General features: G+C 65.2%; 24 protein-coding genes and 2 pseudogenes. 22 read left to right on the top strand and 4 right to left on the bottom strand.

Annotated elements, in window-relative coordinates:
• Positions 1-30 precede the first annotated feature (30 nt).
• Entirely contained in the window at positions 31-270 is a 240-nt protein-coding gene (locus GNX96_RS04925) for a hypothetical protein (protein ID WP_163567181.1), read from the top strand.
• A gap of 84 nt (positions 271-354) precedes the next feature.
• Positions 355-1,278, top strand: a pseudogene (locus GNX96_RS04920) (dihydrolipoyl dehydrogenase family protein); the annotation flags it as partial.
• Positions 1,279-1,766: 488 nt separating this feature from the next.
• On the opposite strand, the gene GNX96_RS04915 reads toward GNX96_RS04920, so the two are convergent.
• The 3 genes from GNX96_RS04915 to GNX96_RS04905 are packed head-to-tail and all read right to left on the bottom strand — an operon-like array spanning position 1,767 to position 4,583.
• Entirely contained in the window at positions 1,767-2,522 is a 756-nt protein-coding gene (locus tag GNX96_RS04915) for an ATP-binding cassette domain-containing protein (RefSeq protein WP_279579380.1), read from the bottom strand.
• Positions 2,519-3,496 (bottom strand): ABC transporter permease, encoded by a 978-nt coding sequence (locus GNX96_RS04910; protein ID WP_163567180.1) that lies wholly within the window; start codon positions 3,494-3,496, stop codon positions 2,519-2,521. Before GNX96_RS04910 ends, GNX96_RS04915 begins: the two co-directional genes overlap by 4 nt.
• Positions 3,486-4,583, bottom strand: a complete 1,098-nt coding sequence (locus GNX96_RS04905) for a substrate-binding domain-containing protein (RefSeq protein ID WP_163567179.1) — start codon at positions 4,581-4,583, stop codon at positions 3,486-3,488. Before GNX96_RS04905 ends, GNX96_RS04910 begins: the two co-directional genes overlap by 11 nt.
• A 137-nt stretch (positions 4,584-4,720) precedes the next feature.
• Here GNX96_RS04905 and GNX96_RS48890 point away from each other — a divergent pair, with 137 nt between their 5' ends.
• From GNX96_RS48890 to GNX96_RS04860, 10 genes are all read left to right on the top strand, one after another.
• Entirely contained in the window at positions 4,721-4,978 is a 258-nt protein-coding gene (locus GNX96_RS48890) for a FadR/GntR family transcriptional regulator (protein WP_279579379.1), read from the top strand.
• Positions 4,951-5,442 (top strand): FadR/GntR family transcriptional regulator, encoded by a 492-nt coding sequence (locus GNX96_RS04900; protein ID WP_279579378.1) that lies wholly within the window; start codon positions 4,951-4,953, stop codon positions 5,440-5,442. The genes GNX96_RS48890 and GNX96_RS04900 overlap by 28 nt, the downstream gene beginning before the upstream one ends.
• Before the next feature lie 61 nt (positions 5,443-5,503).
• On the top strand, positions 5,504-5,950 hold the full coding sequence (locus GNX96_RS04895; protein WP_279579377.1) for a hypothetical protein: 447 nt from the start codon (positions 5,504-5,506) through the stop codon (positions 5,948-5,950).
• A complete protein-coding gene (locus GNX96_RS04890; RefSeq protein ID WP_163567177.1) occupies positions 5,938-6,687 on the top strand; it encodes a hypothetical protein in 750 nt (249 codons plus the stop codon). Before GNX96_RS04895 ends, GNX96_RS04890 begins: the two co-directional genes overlap by 13 nt.
• A 161-nt stretch (positions 6,688-6,848) precedes the next feature.
• Positions 6,849-7,502 (top strand): MauE/DoxX family redox-associated membrane protein, encoded by a 654-nt coding sequence (locus GNX96_RS04885; protein WP_390623918.1) that lies wholly within the window; start codon positions 6,849-6,851, stop codon positions 7,500-7,502.
• Between the two features lie 567 nt (positions 7,503-8,069).
• On the top strand, positions 8,070-8,393 hold the full coding sequence (locus tag GNX96_RS04880) for a hypothetical protein (RefSeq protein ID WP_163567175.1): 324 nt from the start codon (positions 8,070-8,072) through the stop codon (positions 8,391-8,393).
• 134 nt (positions 8,394-8,527) lie between these two features.
• A complete protein-coding gene (locus GNX96_RS04875; RefSeq protein WP_163567174.1) occupies positions 8,528-8,935 on the top strand; it encodes a hypothetical protein in 408 nt (135 codons plus the stop codon).
• Positions 8,929-9,078, top strand: a complete 150-nt coding sequence (locus GNX96_RS04870) for a hypothetical protein (RefSeq protein ID WP_163567173.1) — start codon at positions 8,929-8,931, stop codon at positions 9,076-9,078. Before GNX96_RS04875 ends, GNX96_RS04870 begins: the two co-directional genes overlap by 7 nt.
• Before the next feature lie 4 nt (positions 9,079-9,082).
• Complete coding sequence (locus GNX96_RS04865; protein ID WP_163567172.1) at positions 9,083-9,532, top strand: hypothetical protein; 450 nt, start codon at positions 9,083-9,085, stop codon at positions 9,530-9,532.
• A complete protein-coding gene (locus tag GNX96_RS04860; protein ID WP_163567171.1) occupies positions 9,516-9,794 on the top strand; it encodes a hypothetical protein in 279 nt (92 codons plus the stop codon). The genes GNX96_RS04865 and GNX96_RS04860 overlap by 17 nt, the downstream gene beginning before the upstream one ends.
• Positions 9,795-9,802: 8 nt before the next feature.
• Here the strand turns inward: GNX96_RS04860 and GNX96_RS04855 are convergent, their stop codons facing one another.
• A complete protein-coding gene (locus GNX96_RS04855) occupies positions 9,803-10,759 on the bottom strand; it encodes an Lrp/AsnC family transcriptional regulator (protein WP_279579376.1) in 957 nt (318 codons plus the stop codon).
• 126 nt (positions 10,760-10,885) lie between these two features.
• Here GNX96_RS04855 and GNX96_RS04850 point away from each other — a divergent pair, with 126 nt between their 5' ends.
• From GNX96_RS04850 to GNX96_RS48845, 10 genes and pseudogenes are all read left to right on the top strand, one after another.
• Positions 10,886-11,689, top strand: coding sequence for an NAD(P)H-binding protein (locus GNX96_RS04850; RefSeq protein WP_163567169.1), 804 nt, complete (start codon positions 10,886-10,888; stop codon positions 11,687-11,689).
• 85 nt (positions 11,690-11,774) lie between these two features.
• Positions 11,775-12,233, top strand: a complete 459-nt coding sequence (locus tag GNX96_RS48885; RefSeq protein ID WP_279579375.1) for a cation:proton antiporter domain-containing protein — start codon at positions 11,775-11,777, stop codon at positions 12,231-12,233.
• Entirely contained in the window at positions 12,194-13,033 is an 840-nt protein-coding gene (locus GNX96_RS48880) for a cation:proton antiporter domain-containing protein (RefSeq protein WP_279579374.1), read from the top strand. Before GNX96_RS48885 ends, GNX96_RS48880 begins: the two co-directional genes overlap by 40 nt.
• The gene (locus tag GNX96_RS48875; RefSeq protein WP_279579373.1) at positions 13,030-13,254 is read left to right on the top strand and encodes a TrkA C-terminal domain-containing protein; all 225 of its coding nucleotides are present in this window, start codon (positions 13,030-13,032) and stop codon (positions 13,252-13,254) included. The genes GNX96_RS48880 and GNX96_RS48875 overlap by 4 nt, the downstream gene beginning before the upstream one ends.
• 96 nt (positions 13,255-13,350) lie before the next feature.
• Positions 13,351-13,488: pseudogene (locus tag GNX96_RS62540) on the top strand (hypothetical protein); the annotation flags it as partial.
• A gap of 241 nt (positions 13,489-13,729) precedes the next feature.
• Positions 13,730-13,960 carry a type 1 periplasmic-binding domain-containing protein gene (locus GNX96_RS48865; protein WP_279579371.1) on the top strand — a complete coding sequence of 77 codons (231 nt, stop codon included), beginning with the start codon at positions 13,730-13,732 and terminating at the stop codon, positions 13,958-13,960.
• A complete protein-coding gene (locus GNX96_RS48860; RefSeq protein ID WP_279579370.1) occupies positions 13,957-14,406 on the top strand; it encodes a LacI family DNA-binding transcriptional regulator in 450 nt (149 codons plus the stop codon). Before GNX96_RS48865 ends, GNX96_RS48860 begins: the two co-directional genes overlap by 4 nt.
• A 260-nt stretch (positions 14,407-14,666) precedes the next feature.
• Positions 14,667-14,942: a hypothetical protein gene (locus tag GNX96_RS48855; protein ID WP_279579369.1), complete on the top strand. Its 276-nt coding sequence runs from the start codon at positions 14,667-14,669 to the stop codon at positions 14,940-14,942.
• Positions 14,902-15,690, top strand: coding sequence for an alpha-L-arabinofuranosidase C-terminal domain-containing protein (locus GNX96_RS48850; protein ID WP_279579368.1), 789 nt, complete (start codon positions 14,902-14,904; stop codon positions 15,688-15,690). The genes GNX96_RS48855 and GNX96_RS48850 overlap by 41 nt, the downstream gene beginning before the upstream one ends.
• Positions 15,691-15,697: 7 nt before the next feature.
• Complete coding sequence (locus GNX96_RS48845; protein ID WP_279579367.1) at positions 15,698-15,997, top strand: alpha-L-arabinofuranosidase C-terminal domain-containing protein; 300 nt, start codon at positions 15,698-15,700, stop codon at positions 15,995-15,997.
• The last annotated feature ends 101 nt before the right edge of the window (positions 15,998-16,098 follow it).

Genomic DNA, 16,098 nt, shown 5'->3' with positions numbered 1-16,098 from the left:
ATATGCAGGTGGGAGCCGGACGACGGCGCGTTGCAGATCACCCTCAACCCGACCACGCCGGACGCTTTCCAGGCGGCGTCGACCAGCGACCCGAACTCCAAACCAGTGACCGGCACTGGTGATCAGGCATTCGTCAACAACTACATCCTGTCGTTCCGGCACGGGATGATCTGGGTCGACGTCAACTGGACGAGTTTCACCGGCGGCGCGGACTCCCGGCTACCAGCCGAGAAGACCCTTGCGGCCAAGATCATCGCCAAACTGGGGTGACGCTGTCGTCCTCGCCGCACCGAGTGACCGGATCATCCTGCCGCCGGTGCGCGGCGCGGCTGCCCGCGAAATATCATCTGGTACGTGACTCAACACTTTGACGTCGTGGTCCTGGGCGCTGGCCCAGGTGGGTACGTGGCCGCCATCCGGGCCGCGCAGCTGGGATTCAGTGTCGCGGTGGTGGAGGAGAAGTACTGGGGCGGCGTGTGCCTGAATGTGGGCTGCATCCCGTCCAAGGCGCTCCTGCGCAACGCGGAGCTGGCGTACGTTTTTCCAGAACGAGGCCAAGACCTTCGGGATCCACGTCGACGGCACGGTGAGTTTTTTGACTACGGCCAGGCGTACAAACGCAGCCGGCAGGTCGCGGACGGACGGGTCAAGGGCGTCCACTTCCTGATGAAGAAGAACAAGATCACCGAGCTGTCCGGCTGGGGCACCTTCACCGACGCGTCGACTTTGCGGGTCAAGCTGACCGATGGCGGCGAGGAGACGGTGACCTTCGGGCACTGCATCGTCGCGGCCGGCGCCACCACCAAGCTGCTGCCGGGCACGTCGCTGGGGGAGCGGGTGGTCACGTACGAGGAGCAGATTCTCAGCGCCGAGCTGCCCGAGAGCATCATCATCGCCGGCGCCGGCGCGATCGGGGTGGAATTCGCGTACGTGCTGCACAACTACGGCGTGAAGGTCACCATCGTGGAATTCCTCGATCGGGTGGTTCCGGCGGAGGATGTCGAGGTTTCCACCGAGCTGGCCAAACGTTACCGGCGGCTCGGCATCGACGTGCTCACCTCGACCCGAGTCGAGTCCATTGAGGACACTGGCACGAACGTACGAGTGACAGTCACAAAAGATGGCAAACAGCAGGTGCTGGAGGCGGACAAGGTCCTGCAGGCGATTGGCTTCGCGCCCAGGGTCAAGGGCTACGGCCTGGAAAACACCGGTGTCCAGCTGACCGAGCGGGGCGCCATCGAGGTGGATGGCCGGTGTCGTACGAACGTGCCGAACATCTTCGCGATCGGGGACGTCACAGCGAAACTCATGCTGGCGCATGCCGCCGAGGCAATGGGCATTATCGCGGCCGAGACCATCGGGAACGCCGAGACGATGGAGCTCGACTACGTGATGATCCCGCGTGCTACCTACTACCTACTGTCAGCCGCAGATCGCCAGCTTCGGCTGGACCGAGGCGCAGGCCCGCGAACAGGGTTTCGACGTGAAAGTGGCGAAATTCCCCTTCACCGCGAACGGAAAAGCGCCCGGCCTCGGCGACACCGGCGGTTTTGTGAAGATTCTCAGCGACGCCAAGTACGGCGAGATCATCGGCGCCCACCTGGTCGGACCGGACGTGACCGAGCTGCTGCCCGAGCTCACCCTCGCTCAACAGTGGGACCTCACCGTGCACGAGGTCGCCCGCAACGTACACGCCCACCCGACCCTCGGCGAAGCCGTCAAGGAAGCGATCCACGGCCTCGCCGGGCACATGATCAACATGTAGGTCAGAGGCGGTATTCGGCGTGGACGAGGTCCAGGAGCTCGGCGACCGACGTGTCTTTTGACGCTTTGTCAAAGGTGATCGTGCCGTGTTGGAGTAGGTTGACGCGGTCGCACACACGTCGACGACGATCTGGCTGTAGTTGTGGGCAATCAGAATGATGGCCAGGTCGGTCGCCGCGCTCCTTGAGTTGCATCAGCAGTCGAAGGATCAACCCGCCTTCTTTCGCGCCCATGGCAGCCAACGGTTCGTCCAGGAGCAGGACCTTCGCGTCCGAGAAAACCGACCTGGCCACCGCGATGGCCTGCCGCTGGCCGCCGGACAGCTGGCTGACCGGGTCGGTGACCGACCCGATGGTGATCCCGATCGAGTCCAGCGCTTCCCGGGCCTTGCGACGCATTTCCTTGCGACGCAGGAAAGGCAGCGGCCGGTGCACCAGCTCCTTGTTCAGGTGCAGGTTCAGGTAGACCGGCAGGTCGTCGATCATCGCCAGGTCCTGGAACACCGTTTCGATGCCGAGAGATCGGGCATGCACCACCGAACGCAGGTGGATGGGCTCTCCTTCGAAGAAAAGCTGGCCGCCATCGGGTTGGTGATATCCGGTGAGGATCTTGATCAAAGTGGACTTGCCGGCGCCGTTGTCGCCGATCAGCCCGAGAATTTCCCCCTTGCGTACGTGCAGGTTCACGTCCTGAATAGCGGTCACCGGCCCGAACCGCTTGCGTACGTGCTCGGCGCGAATCATATCCGTGTCGGTCATGTCCGCCCCCGTACGGCGCTGGCCCGCCGGCGCAGCACGCTCAGATAGGTGTTCAGGAACATCGCGACCAGGATGGCGACGCCCAGCACCACATTGAAGGCGTTCGCGTTCACCCCGGTGAGGTTGAAACCGTCGTAGACGATGCCGAGCAACAGCGCGCCGAGCAGGGCGCCGACGACCGTTCCGGACCCGCCGAGCAGTGCCGTACCACCGATAACCGCTGCCGCCACACCGAAAAACATCGTGTTGAACCCACCGTTGGTGGGATCGAACGATCCCACCCGCATGCCCTCCAGAATGCCGCCGAACCCGGCGAGGGCGCTGGTCACGGCGAAGTTGACGACTTTCACCCGGCTCGTACGGATGCCCGATTCCGCGGCGCCGACCGGATTCGAGCCGGTGGCCTGCGTGTAGATGCCGAATCTGCTGGCCGACAACACGATCTGCATGACGGCGATGATGACCAGCGCCCAGGTCAGTTCCGACCAGCGGGCGCCACCGAATGTCGTACGCACCCAGGTGTCCGCCGGTGCCGGCACCGGCGAGCCGTTGGAGATGATCAAGGACAGGCCCTGCAGGAGAAATGCCATGCCCAGGGTGGTGATGAAGGACGGCAGGTTGAAAAGCGTACGGATGAGGCCGTTGACCGTCCCGATCAGCGCGCAGATCACCACAGTGGCGAGCAGTGCGACGAACAGCGGCAGACCGTTGTTGTTGAGCAGCACCAGAACGAACGGAGCCAAGGTGAAGACGAAACCGGCGGAGAGGTCGATTTCCCCGCAGATCAACAACATCGCCTCGCCCGCTCCGACGATCGCCCAAGGCGCGATGTACTGCGCGATGGTGTGGCCGTTGTCGAGGGACGTGAAACCGGTGCTGGTCAAGGCGAAGTAGCCGGCACAGGCGATCGTCACGAGCAGGATGCTCAACTCGCGGATCCGTACGAGACTGCCAATCAGCGTGTTAGTGGCCAACGGTCGTCTCCGGCGGCAACGGGATCGCCTTGGGCATGGTTCCGACAGTATTTTTCGGGCCACCCTCGTACCTGCTGTCCGCGGACGCGTACCCGGCGACGTTGTCCTTGGTGACGAAGGTCAGCCCGGTGTCGGTGAAGGGTGGAGTGACCAGTGTGCCGGACAATCGGTAGAGATAAAGGTAAAGAACAGGCAACAGGCCCTGTAGGTAGGCGGACTGGTCGATGGTGAAGTCGAGCGCTCCGGCGCCGACCCCCTTGATAGTGTCGGCGAGCAGGTCATATCCGCCGGCATGGATCTTGCCTTGCAGGTTCTTGCTGGTGATCAGCTGCGCGATCGAGGCGGTGCTGCCGGCATCGACGGCATAAATGCCTTTCGCGGACGGATGTCCGGTGTAGGCGGCGGTGATGGCGTTCAGCTCGTTGGCCTGTTCCGCGCCGGTGTTGATGGACAGCACTCGTACGGCCGGAGCGGCCTGCTTCAGCGCCGCGGTGATCCCGTCGAGCCGCGGTTGCACGTTGTTGCCGCCCGGCTGGGAAATCCCGACCAGGATGTCGCCGGAGCTGACATCCTGGGCGATCCGTTGTCCCATCAGGAATCCGGATTGGTAAAGGTCCTGCCCGACATAGGTCAGCACGTAGTTCTTGGCCGCCGAGGCGTTGTACGCCAGCACCGGAATTCCCTTGGCGAGGGCCCGTTTGGTCGGCTCGACGAAGGCATTGCTGTCGGTCAGTGCAATCGCGATCCCGTCGGCGTTGCCGTTGATGGCGGTGTCGAAGGCGTTCACCATCTCCGAGACGTTGCCGGACTCCGAGCCAGTCCATTGTGGTGCCGGCAGGCCCAGGAGGGCGGCCGCGTCGGCGAGGCCGTTCCGGGTGGGTACGAAGAACGAGTTTGTGGTGACGTGGTTGACGAAGACGAACTTCCACTTCGGCGTGGCCGGGAAGGAGCCGGCGGCGCCCGATGCCGCCGTCGGTTTCCCGTTGACGCCCGTACAGGCGCTCAACAGCATCGCCGCGGCACCGCCGGTGCCCAGGAGCTTCAGCGCCGTACGCCTGGAGGAACTGGCCGGTTGGGTCTCGTGCATGGATGACCACACATCCCGTCTGGTCCGGGTGCGGGCCGGGCTGGTCGGTCCGCGTGTGGGTGAATCATTGGATGATTCGTCGATAGAGTCAAGAGCCACGGTTTGACATAATCACCGAATGATTCGATGATTTTGCGGTGAGCACGACCCGCGGCGGCCCGCTTGGCCGGCACCGCACGATGCATGGCCAGGTGGTGGAGTGGCTGGGGCTGCGCATCGTGTCCGGCGAGCTGACCAGCGGCAGCCAGCTGCCGAATGAGGTGGAGCTGGCCGCGCAGCTGGAGGTCAGCAGAGGGGGAGTGCGGGAGGCCGTCAAGGCGTTGGCGGCCAAGGGGCTGGTCGAGCCGGGCCGCGGCTGGGCACTCGGGTGCTGCCGCGGGCCGACTGGAACCTGATGGACCGGGAAGTCATCGAGTGGCACGGCCGGGCCGGCGACCCGGACTTTCTCGCGCACTTGCTGGAACTTCGGCTGGTAGTGGAGCCGGGTGCGGCCGGCCTCGCCGCCGAGCGGGCCAGCGCGGCCGAGGTAGCCGCGCTGCAGGCCGCGTACGACGGGATGGCCGAGCACGCTGGTGCGTTGCCCGAGTCGGAGGACGACTTCGTCCGCGCGGATCTTGCCTTTCACCTGATTTTGTTGCGTGCGAGCGGCAATCAGCTGATCGAGCAGCTCGGCCGGCTACTGGAGACCGGCCTTCGGCATTCTCTGCAGACCACCTCGCACCTGCCGGGGGGGGTGCGCGCGACACTGCCGCTGCACCGCGCCGTCCTGCTGGCTGTGCAGGGGCACCGGCCAGCGGCCGCGTCGCGAGCGATGCGCCGGCTGATCGACACCACACGGCCGCCGCGGCCGCTGCCATGATGTCGCCGCGCTGACGGGCGCTCGTCGATTACCATTCGGCTTTATGCGCAGTCTTCGGACAGTGGCGTCCGCCGCCCTCGCCGTCTTGCTGGTCAGCGGTGTGGTGGGCTGCGCGGCCAGCAAGGTCGACCCGAAGGCGATGGTCGATCTGCACGGCGGCCTGCTCCGGCCCGATGGCAGCGCGGCGCCCAAAATTGCGGCCGGGCTGTTCCGCGCACCGGACCCGGCGGAACTGCTCACCGTCGGCCTGACAGCCGGAGCCGCCCTGGTTTCCTGCCTGAGTAAGGAATCGCTGCCGATCTGCAAAACGGTCCAGCAGCAGCGTACGGACGCGAACGGCGGCTACCGGTTCCGGATGCGGGGCTCGGACGTGCAGGGTTTCTTCGGCGAGGCCAGCTTCTTCTCGCTCGCCGCCAGCCTGCCTCCGGCCGGCGCCGAGGTGGCCGGGCCGAGCGTGGTGTCCGACTTCAAGATCCAGCGCACACCGACCTTTCGGTGCCGGCTCTGACCTTTTGGCGACCCAGCCACCTCGCGGCGGCTGCTGGAGGCCAGGTGACCGTACGCTGGGACGCCCTGCCGTCGCCGGTTTCCGGCTACACGGCGGAATTCGTCGACGGCGACGCGCAGGTGTGGAGCCAGCCGGCGAAGCCCGGCGACCGGGTCGACGCCCGCGCCCTGGAAGACACCCGGGCCGGGTTTCGAGTCACTGCCAGCAGTTCCGTGGACGGGCCGGACACCACCTTCGCGATTACCCACCAAAGCCAGCAAATCCGCACGGATGGTGGCGTGGGCGCGCCACTTTCCCGCGGCGCGGCGTGTTTCGTGCAGGGCTGGACCGGTGCCGTACGGCTGGATCCCTGTCCGCTCACCGACGGCCGATTCGGTGCGAGTTTCCCCCTCCAGCCCTGCTCGGACGGATCGACGCCCGCGCCCACCGGTAAGTCCTGCCCAGCTGACACCGCTGTCTGGGTGGATTTGGGGGAGTCGCGGCCCGTCCGTACGATCTTCGCGCACGGCTTGGCCGCAGCCGCACTGACCGTCGACAGCAGCGACGACGGCGTGCGGTGGACAAACTCGCAAGACCGTGCACGCATTGTCGGCATTCGAAGAGATTTCCCTGCCAGTGACGGTGAACGCGCGGTTTGTCCGGTTGAAAACGACCGGGCAAAGCGCCCAGATCACGTCGTTGACGGAAATGTCGGTCTGGCCGACCGCCTGATCGCTGAACCCCCAAGTGGGCAATGACTGTGGGCACGGCGACGGCTGTCGCCGGCACCGATTTTATCGGTAAAGTGATCGGTCTGTCGCCTTCGACTTCGGTCCGGTTCTGGCCACCACGAGCCGATCCTCATGTGGTCATTGACTCTTGACAGTCGTCTCGCGATAAGGCCGAATTCTCCGGGACGGTGTTCGCCAACTGCCAGTTTGACCACAGTGGCCGTTTGCTCTTGACAGATAACGTTTTCTGCCTTTACTTAGTTCAAGTCTTCACCAAAAGGTGCTTCTGGCTGTGGTTCGTCCGACCCGCACGGAAAACTGGAGGTGATCCAATAATACTCGTCGACCTGGCGCTCATCTGCGCCAATGCGGTACTGGTGACGATCTTGTTGAGGGCTGCCGCGACAAAGATCGTCAAACCTTCGACGACCGCGAGTGCGTTGCGTGAGCTGGTGCCAGCCTTGCCGCCCAAGCTCCCCGTCGCGGTACGGGTGTTGGCCGCGTTGGAGTTCGTGGCGGCATTCACGTATGCGATCCCTCCGGCGCGGCTCCCTGGCCAGTTCCTGGTCGCGTTGCTGGGCGCCGGTTTTGTGGTGCTCGGTGTCGCCGGCATGGTGCGCGGCAGCAGCGAGCCTTGCGGCTGCTTCGGTGCGGAAAGCACGAAACCGTTGGGGCTCACCAACATCATGATGGGCGTGGCGCTGGTGGCCGCTGGGGCTGCGAACCTGGTCGTATGGCCAGTGCTCGACGCGCAGACATGGGCGGTTGGCAGTGCCTTGACGGCCGTCGTGCTGTCGGCGGGCTGGCTCCTCATCTCTCGCATCGCAAGCAGATCCTGGTGATCGCCGGGAACGTTTCTTAACAGATCGGAGTCGGCCACATGATCGTTGTTGGTGCTCTGGCTTTGCTTCTTCTGACGGCCGCGGTAGTGGTGCTTTTCGCCATGGTGGGTGAGTTGTCCACTCGAATCCCGGTCCCCGCGGACGATCCCGGCGTCGCGTCGCACAGTGATTTCATCGCTGGCGCGGTGATGAACGACTGGCCGGAAGCCCTTGGTGGTCTCGCGCATCGCCGTTCGGCGACTGTGCTGGTGTTGAGTTCCATCTGCAGCACTTGCAACAGCGTGGCTGACGAACTGGCGAACTACCGCCCGGAAAAGCTGGCGGACATCGGTGTCGTGGTGTCCTGCGGGGTGGCGCAGGTCGGTGAGGATTTCGTCGGCCAGCACTCGATTGGCCATCTGCCGCATCTCGTCGACGCCGCCGCGGCAGTTGGGTTTCGACGAATTTCGGCGTCAAAACGAGCCCGACGGCGCTGCGCTTCCAGGACGGTGTCCTGGTCGAGGCGTATTCGTTCAGCAGGCTCGAGCCCTTGCTCGGACGGATTTCCACCGTACTGGAAGGAGTGTCATGACCGCACCAGAACAAACTCCTGGAGTGATCGAGAAGCCAGTGCTCCGCAGGCGCATCCTGACCGCGATCGGCGCCACCGGCGTGCTGGTCTCGGCCGGCGTCTTCGGCGGCAAACCCAAGGCCGCGTCTGCCGCGCCGGCGTCGCCCAACGGCCCGAACTGCTGCAACCTCGCCCACTACCCGGCCAACACCACGTACGACTACTGCCACGCGCACGCCGCCTACATCTGGTACTGCTCTGAGCCAGGTGGATTCCTGCATTGCTCTTGCTGCGAGACGTCGGGTGACCAGTATTCGGCCGCGGACTGCCACTACAACTAGGTCAGCGTAGGCCTGCCAACCCAAAGCGACAGGTGGACTCTCAGGTGGCCGTATGGCTCGTGATCGGTGGCGTGGCCGCGATCCTGCAGATTTTCAGCCCTTGAGGCCAATCCATGGCCGGGGTCGCCGGTCCTATGCTCAGGCGCAGCAAATTCCAGGGCGCGAGATTTCTGGCTGGTCTGTGGGTCGGAGGCATGGTCGCTTCGGCTTTGTTGGCGACGGTGGCTTTCGGGCTGGGATCGCTGGCTTCCTGGCTGCTGCCTCCACTGGTACGGCAGATTGCCGCTGGCGTGGTGCTGGTGGGTTTCGCGGTGGCCGACCTGGCCGCCAAGACGCCGCACATCTGGCGTCAGGTTCCTGTCCAGTACTTGAAAACCATGCCGCCGGGCAAGTTGGGAGTGGTGTGGGGTTTCGACCTTTCGCTGCTTTTCACCACGCAGAAATCGACCTCGCTGACGTGGGCGGCGTTGACCGGCCTGGTGCTGCTGGCTCCGAGCGCGTCCTGGTTGACCTTGTGCGGGATGACCACCGGGGGGTGCTGACGATCGTCGGTCGCAGCATTCTCTTCCAGCTGCGAAGGCCGTCGCTGTTGGGGGATTTCCGGCAACCGTGGTTCCATCTCGTGCGGCGTACCACCGGAGTCGCGTTGGTCGGAGTCGCCGTTTACATCGCGTTGGGAGCGTAGCGGCATGAGCAATCATGAAAGAGTCAGCGACAAACGCGGTCAGGTGGTCATCACCAGGTTCGCGTGCCCGTCGCTGAGTGGATTGTTCCGGCTGATGGTTCTGCACATCCACATCAAGCGTCAGGTGCGCCGGCAGGCTCCTGGCTTTGTCGGGGGCAAAGCGGTGATCCTGTGGCGGCAGCGGACGATGCTGAGCATTACGCTCTGGCGGCACCTGGACGACATCTATGACATGGGAAAGGTGAACGCGCATATTATGGCGGCGCGGGTTCCGGCTCGGCTGGGAATCCAGACGTCGTGCGGCATCTATTCCTACAGCGGCGACTGGCGCGCGATCATGTTCGGCACGCCGGCCACTTCCGCGGACCCGTTGGTCGCCGCTGCCCCATCGCCTACCGCCGGCGTCGCCGGCGCTGACTTGGAAAGGAAAAAACATCATGAGCTTGCCCACTGATCGCGGCATAGCCTTTATTCTGAACAATGCCGATGGTACGAGGAATGTCTACGTAGCGGCGGCCGCTAGTGCGTCCAACGCTCCGCAAGACGTCTTCGCTATGCACCTGAAGCAGAAGAACGTGAAAGTGGATCCGGCCGTCACACTGATTCCGGCCGGCACCATGTCAAGGACCACCGAGGTCGTGCACGTGACGGGCGACAGCAACGGACAGGTGTTCGTGCAGTCGCACGCAAAGAACCTCGGACCGATGATCAAGTAGGTTCGATTTCATCGAGGCAGCACCGCTCCCGTACGTTTGACCGTACGGATCAGCGGTGCTGTTTCGAGTGTCTGGACATCTTCGAATGATCCGATTTCTCCGGTGACGCAGTCAAAAAGGGCGTCCGAGTCGGGGCATGCCAAGGCCACCATCAGGTTCGTCGGTCCGGTGGTCACGGCGGCGAACTGCACATACGGGTGGTTGGCCATCGCCTGCGCGACCGCGATCAGACCGGTTGGTCGGACGGTCATCCACAGTCGCGCTTCGGCGTGAAATCCCAGCGCTTCCGGCGAAATATCGAGTTCGTAGCGGAGAATGCCGGCCCGCGCAAGACCGTCGATCCGCCGTCGTACGGTCGACTCCGACCAGCCGGTCGCCGCCGCGAGATCGGCGTGCCCGGCTCGTCCGTCCCGCGCCAGGATTTCCAGCAGCGCCTGGTCCGGGTCCGTGAGCTCAGTCGTCCCGGTTGCCGCCTCCGGCTGTGGTGGCCGCAGTTTTTCCACTTGAGCGGCGGAAAGTCGGGCTATGCCAGACCAGCCGCTGGGCGCCGCATAACCGCGCAGCATCGCGTGCGCGGTCATCGCGAGCACCCGGGTCGTCCTCGGCAGTTTTTCCAGCAACAGAGCGTCGTCGCGTTCCTCAGTCGTATGCGCCTGGATGAAACAGGAGATCTCGGTGCCGCCGGACAGGATGTGCACCCAGTAGGTGTCCGGCCGGCGGGCCAGCGCGGCGGCGATGGCGGTGGCCGCGTCCGGGGTGCAACGCAGCCGGATCGTCCACGACGAATAGCCGAGCCGGGCGCCGTCGACGCCGCCGACAACCCGCAGGATGCCGGCCGAGCGCAGTCGCCGGTAGCGGCGGGCGACGGTTTGCTCCGAGACGCCGAGCACGTCGGCGATCCGCGCGAAGGGCGCGCGACCGTTGATCCGCAGCGCGTCCGCCAACGCCCGGTCGAGATCATCCATGGAAGATTCCACCCCACGATCGTACCGATTGGCGGATTTCGTCGCCTTCGCTGTTTCGGCTGGTTGCACAAGCTGGTTCCATCCCATGCTGGCGGAACCGAAACCGCTGACTTCTGTGGGGCTGAGATGCGCGAGATCCTGGTGACCGGTGCGACCGGCAATGTGGGCCGTCAGGTCGTCAAGCAATTGCTGGCCAAAGGCGTCGGGGTGCGCGCTCTGACGCGCCGTCCCGATGCATCGCTCCCGGCTGGCGTCGAGGCCGCGTACGGCGACCTCGAGAAGCCCGAATCGCTGGCCGCCGCTGACGTGTCGGCCGTCTTTCTTGTCTGGCCGCTGCACACCGCCGAGACGCTGCCCGCGGTGCTCGAAGCGATCGGTCGGCCGGTGGTGTTCCTGGGGTCTGGCGGCGTCCGTGACTGCACCTTCGACCAGCAGATTGAGCTGCTCCGACGGTCCGGTCTGGAGTGGACCTTCATCCGGCCGAGCACCTTCGCCGCCAACGCGCTTTGGTGGGCGCCGCAGATCCGCGCCGGCGATATCGTCCGCGGTGCGTACGGGCAGGTCGCGATGCCGATGCTGCACGAGGCGGACATCGCGGCAGTGGCCGTACGCGCGCTGCTCGACGGCCGGCACGCGGGTGCGGTTTACGACCTGACCGGGCCTGAGCTGGTGGCGCAGGCCGACCAGGTCCGTCTCATTGGTGAGGCGATCGGCCGGCCGCTGCGCTGGGAGGAAGTCGACCGGCCTCGGGCGCGCGCCCAGATGGTGGCGGACGACTTCCCGGAGTCCTTTGTGGACGTACTTTTCGACGCGTACGAACAGATGGTCCCGGTGCCCATCACGAACACCGTCCAGGAGGTCGCCGGCCGGCCGGCGCGTACGTTCCTGACGTGGGCTCGTGATCACGCGGCTGACTTCACCGCCAGGTAGGGTGGATCACCGGTGTGCCGGGAAGTCTGGTCGGCGAACCCGGATCGCGACCGCGGTCCGGGTTCCGGTCGACGGGAGTTTTGGCGTGTCGGATGTGATGCCCTTCGGGGTGCTGGTGGGGCTGGTCGCGGCCGCGATGCTGCTTGCCGTGTTGTCGAACCGGTTGAGCACCCGGCTGCGGGTGCCGGCGCCGGCGCTGTTCCTGTTGGCCGCCGCGGTCGCCTCGGATGTGGTGCCGCAGCTGCGGGTCGTCCCGATCGAAACCGTGCAGCGGATCGTGACGGTCGCGCTGGCCGTCATTCTTTTCGACGGCGGCATGCACATCGGCCGTCGTCGGTTGCGGTCGGCGGCTGGGGCGATCGTGTGGATCGGCACCGCCGGCACGTTGGTCACGGCCGCCGCGGTGGCGGTGCTGGCGCATTTTCTGTTCGGCCTGGATTGGGTGCCAGCGCTGCTGATCGGGACGGCGTTGGCGCCGACCGACCCCCCGCCGTGGTTTTCTCGGTGCTCGGTCGCCGCGAGGTTTCCGGCCGGTCCGGAGTGATCCTGGAAGGCGAGTCCGGCGCCAACGACCCGGTTGGCATCGCCCTGATGGTGGCGTTGCTGGCGGCGAGCGGCGCCAGTGGCCTCGGTGCGGTGTGGACCGGGGTGGGGGAGTTCGCGCTGCAGATGGTGGTCGGCGCGGCGGTCGGGATCGCCGGCGGTTTCGGGCTGTCTCTTTTCATTCGGCGGGTGCCGTTTTTGCCCAGCGAGGGACTTTACGCACTGCGTACGCTCGCCAGCGTTTTCGTGATCTATGGAGTCGCGACTTTCGCTCACGGGTCCGGATTTCTCGCGGTTTTCGTGGCCGGCATCATTCTCGGTGACGTACGAGCGCCGTACAAGCGGGAGATCGAGCGGTTCCACGGTTCGCTTGCCAGCTTGGGAGAAATCGTCGCGTTCACCGTGCTGGGGTTGACTGTTTCGTTGCGATCACTGCCTGACGGGCACGCGTGGCAAATCGGGCTGGTGCTGGCGGTTTTGCTGGCTTTCCTGGTCCGGCCGCTCCTGGTGGGGATTTTGCTGTTGCCGGTCAAGCTGCACTGGGGGGGGGAACGGATTTTCGTCCTGTGGTCAGGGTTGAAGGGCGCCGTACCCATTCTGTTGGGTACGTTCGTGCTTGCCTCCGGTCTGCCTGGGGCGACGCAGATTTATGACATCATTTTCGTGGTGGTCGCGTTCTCGGTGATTGTGCAGGGCGGACTGGTGCCGTTTCTCGCGCACAAAGCGGGAGTGCCGATGCGTTTGGTGGAGCCAGAACGTGGTCTTTGGGCGTCCGGCTGCGCGAGGAACCCGACGGTGTGACCAGGTTTTTCGTGAAAGCCGGATCGGCCGCGGACGGGACCGCTATTCAGGACCTGGACCTCGGCGAGGACGTCTGGATCAGCATTGTCGTAAGGGACGGCCGGTTGTTGCCGGTCCGGAGCGACACCACTCTGGAGGCCGGCGACGAGGTGCTGGCTGTGGTTGATCCGGCGTCCTCCGGTGAATCGACCCACGTTTTCACCGGAGTCGACAAGGAGTAGCCGATGGCCTGAAGTGGACCACGCCATCGGTCGTACGCCTGTTGCCTGGATCACCTGTTAATGGCATCCTCCCGGTAGGCGAACGTTCGCCTACGGGTGGCCCGCGTGGTGAGGAGGCCGGTGTGTGTACGCCTCGCTCAAGGATGTCGCGGCGCACGCGGGCGTCAGTTTCCAGACCAGGTCAGCAAGGTTCTCAAAGGCGCGCCGGTCGCGGTTTCCGACGCCACCCGGCAGCGCATCCTGGCGGCGGCGGAAGAACTGGGTTATGTCCCGAATGCGGTGGCGCGCGGCCTGTTGGGCCGTTCGACATATTCCATTGGCATTGTCGCCGACGATCTCGACGACTGGGCACTCGCACAGTTCGTGGTGGGCGCTGAACAAGAGGCCCGCGGGAATGGTCACGCGGTCATCATCGGCACCGCGTTGGGCGAGGATGGGCCGGGGTTTGTTTGTTCGGAAACTGTTGGAAAGGCGAGTGGACGGCATTCTGTCCGCGGCGCCCAGAATGGAGAAGAACGCCGAGATCGGTGTTCTGCTGCGTGGCCAGGTGCCGGCGGTGAGCATTCACCATGTGCCCGGCGGCGGGGTGCCGGTGGTCGGATCGAGCCACGGCGGCACCGGTCGAATGGTCGCGAACCACCTGGTCGAGCTGGGTCGGCACAATGTCGCGATGGTGGCCGCGGCCCGGCGCAGCGGCGGGTGGTGACGAGCCGGTCGCGCGGTTTTCGGGCCGGGCTGGCCGATCGGGACGTACGCCTGCGCGCCGACCATGTCGTGGAGGCCGCGTGGACCGCCGAGGGTGGATTCGGGGCCACGCTTGAACTGTTGGAGCGCGATCGGACGATCTCCGCGGTTTTCGCCCACAACGACCTGATTGCCTTGGGAGTTTTGTCGGCGTTGCACCAGCGGGGCGTACGAGTGCCGGATGACTGCGCCGTGGTGGGCTGCGACGACATGCCTTTCGCCGCGTACGTCACGCCGTCCCTGACCACCGTGCGCATTCCCATGCGGGAGACCGGGCGGCGCGCGATGACGTTGCTGTTGGACCGGATTCGCGGCGAGCAGGTGCATGGCAGCGTGCTGCTGCCAGTGGAACTGCTCGTTCGCGGGTCGACAGTCGGCTCGGCTGGCGAGAGTCGAGGGCAGCCATGAAAACCTCAGTCGGCGCTCGCTCCCGCGTACCGCTGGACTGCTGGGCCTCAGCGGTTTCAAGTAACGAAAGGACATTTGCGTGCCATCAGCTCGTCTCGTGGTCGACCCGGCTTTCCGGATCGGGGAGGTCGACCCGCGCTTGTACGGCTCTTTCGTCGAGCACCTTGGCCGGTGTGTCTACACCGGGATTTACGAGCCCGGACATCCCACCGCGGACCAGGACGGCTTCCGCGAGGATGTGGCCGAGTTGACCCGAGAGCTTGGGGTGCCGATTTTACGTTACCCAGGCGGCAATTTTTGTCTCGGGATATCGCTGGGAAGACGGCATCGGCCCCAAGGACCAGCGGCCCACCCGGTTGGATCTCGCCTGGCGGTCGGTGGAGAGCAACGAGGTTGGCACTGACGAGTTCTGTCGGTGGACCCGCCAGGTCGGCTCGGCGCCGATGCTGGCGGTCAACCTCGGCACCCGGGGCGTGGACGCGGCGGCCGCCCTGGTTGAGTATTGCAACCATCCGGGCGGCACGTACTACGTCTGATCTGCGCAGGAAAAACGGCGCCGCTGATCCCCATGACGTAAGGGTGTGGTGCCTGGGCAACGAAATGGACGGCGACTGGCAGATTGGCCACAAGACCGCGGACGAATACGGCCGGTTGGCGGCCGAGACGGCGAAGGCGATGCGGTTGGTGGACCCGACTCTGGAGTTGGTCGCGTGCGGCTCGTCCAATTCCCGGATGCCCACCTTTGGCAGCTGGGAAGCGACCATTCTGGAACACTGCTACGAGTACGTCGACTACGTGTCCCTGCATTCGTACTATCAGGAGCGAGACGGCGACAAGGCGAGTTTTCTGGCCTCTGCGCTGGACATGGACACCTTCATCGACGCGATCGTGGCCACCGCCGATCACGTACGGGCGAAGGGCCGACACAAGAAGCGGATCAATCTTTCCTTCGACGAGTGGAACATCTGGTATCAGGTCGGCACCGAGATGAGCCACGACTGGGCGCACGCGCCGCGGCTGGTTGAGGACGAATACACCCTGACCGACGCGGTGGTGGTCGGCAACCTGCTGATCAGCCTGCTCCGGCACGCGGACCGAGTGAGCATGGCCTGCCTCGCCCAGTTGGTGAACGCGATCGGTGCGATCCGCTCCGAGCCGAATGGCGCAGCCTGGCGCCAGTCGATTTTCCACCCGTTCGCGCTGACCAGTCGGTACGGCCGGGGAACCGTGCTGCGGACCGCGGCGACCGGTCCGTCCGTCGTACGAGACCGCCTGGTTTGGTGAGGTGCCAGTGCTGGACAGCGTGGCGGTGGAGTCGCCGGACGGCACCGCGGTGACGGTCTTCGCAGTCAACCGGGACCAGCGGGAAAGCCTGCCACTGACGGTGGATCTGCGCGGATATCCGGGCCTCGCGGTGGCCCATCACACGTACGTCGGCGACGGCGACCCGCAGGCCACGAACACCGCCGCGCATCCGAACCGGGTCGCGCCGCGGACCGCGGCACCCTCCACAGTGGAGGGTGGGAAACTGGAGATCTCCCTGCCGCCACTGTCGTGGAACATGATTCGGGTGTCTCCATCCCAGGGTTGAGGCGGAAAGGTCCACCCGTGTGCTGGTGCCGTCGATCCGATATCGCCGTACTGTGATCTCGGCGCCGCGGGACCGATTCGCGGTCACGTTGTGGAGGGGGA

Source organism: Fodinicola feengrottensis, assembly GCF_010993775.1.
Classification (GTDB): Bacteria; Actinomycetota; Actinomycetes; order Mycobacteriales; family HKI-0501; genus Fodinicola; species Fodinicola feengrottensis.
Note: the sequence above shows the minus strand (reverse complement) of the source record. Positions and strands in the feature narration are given on the sequence as shown.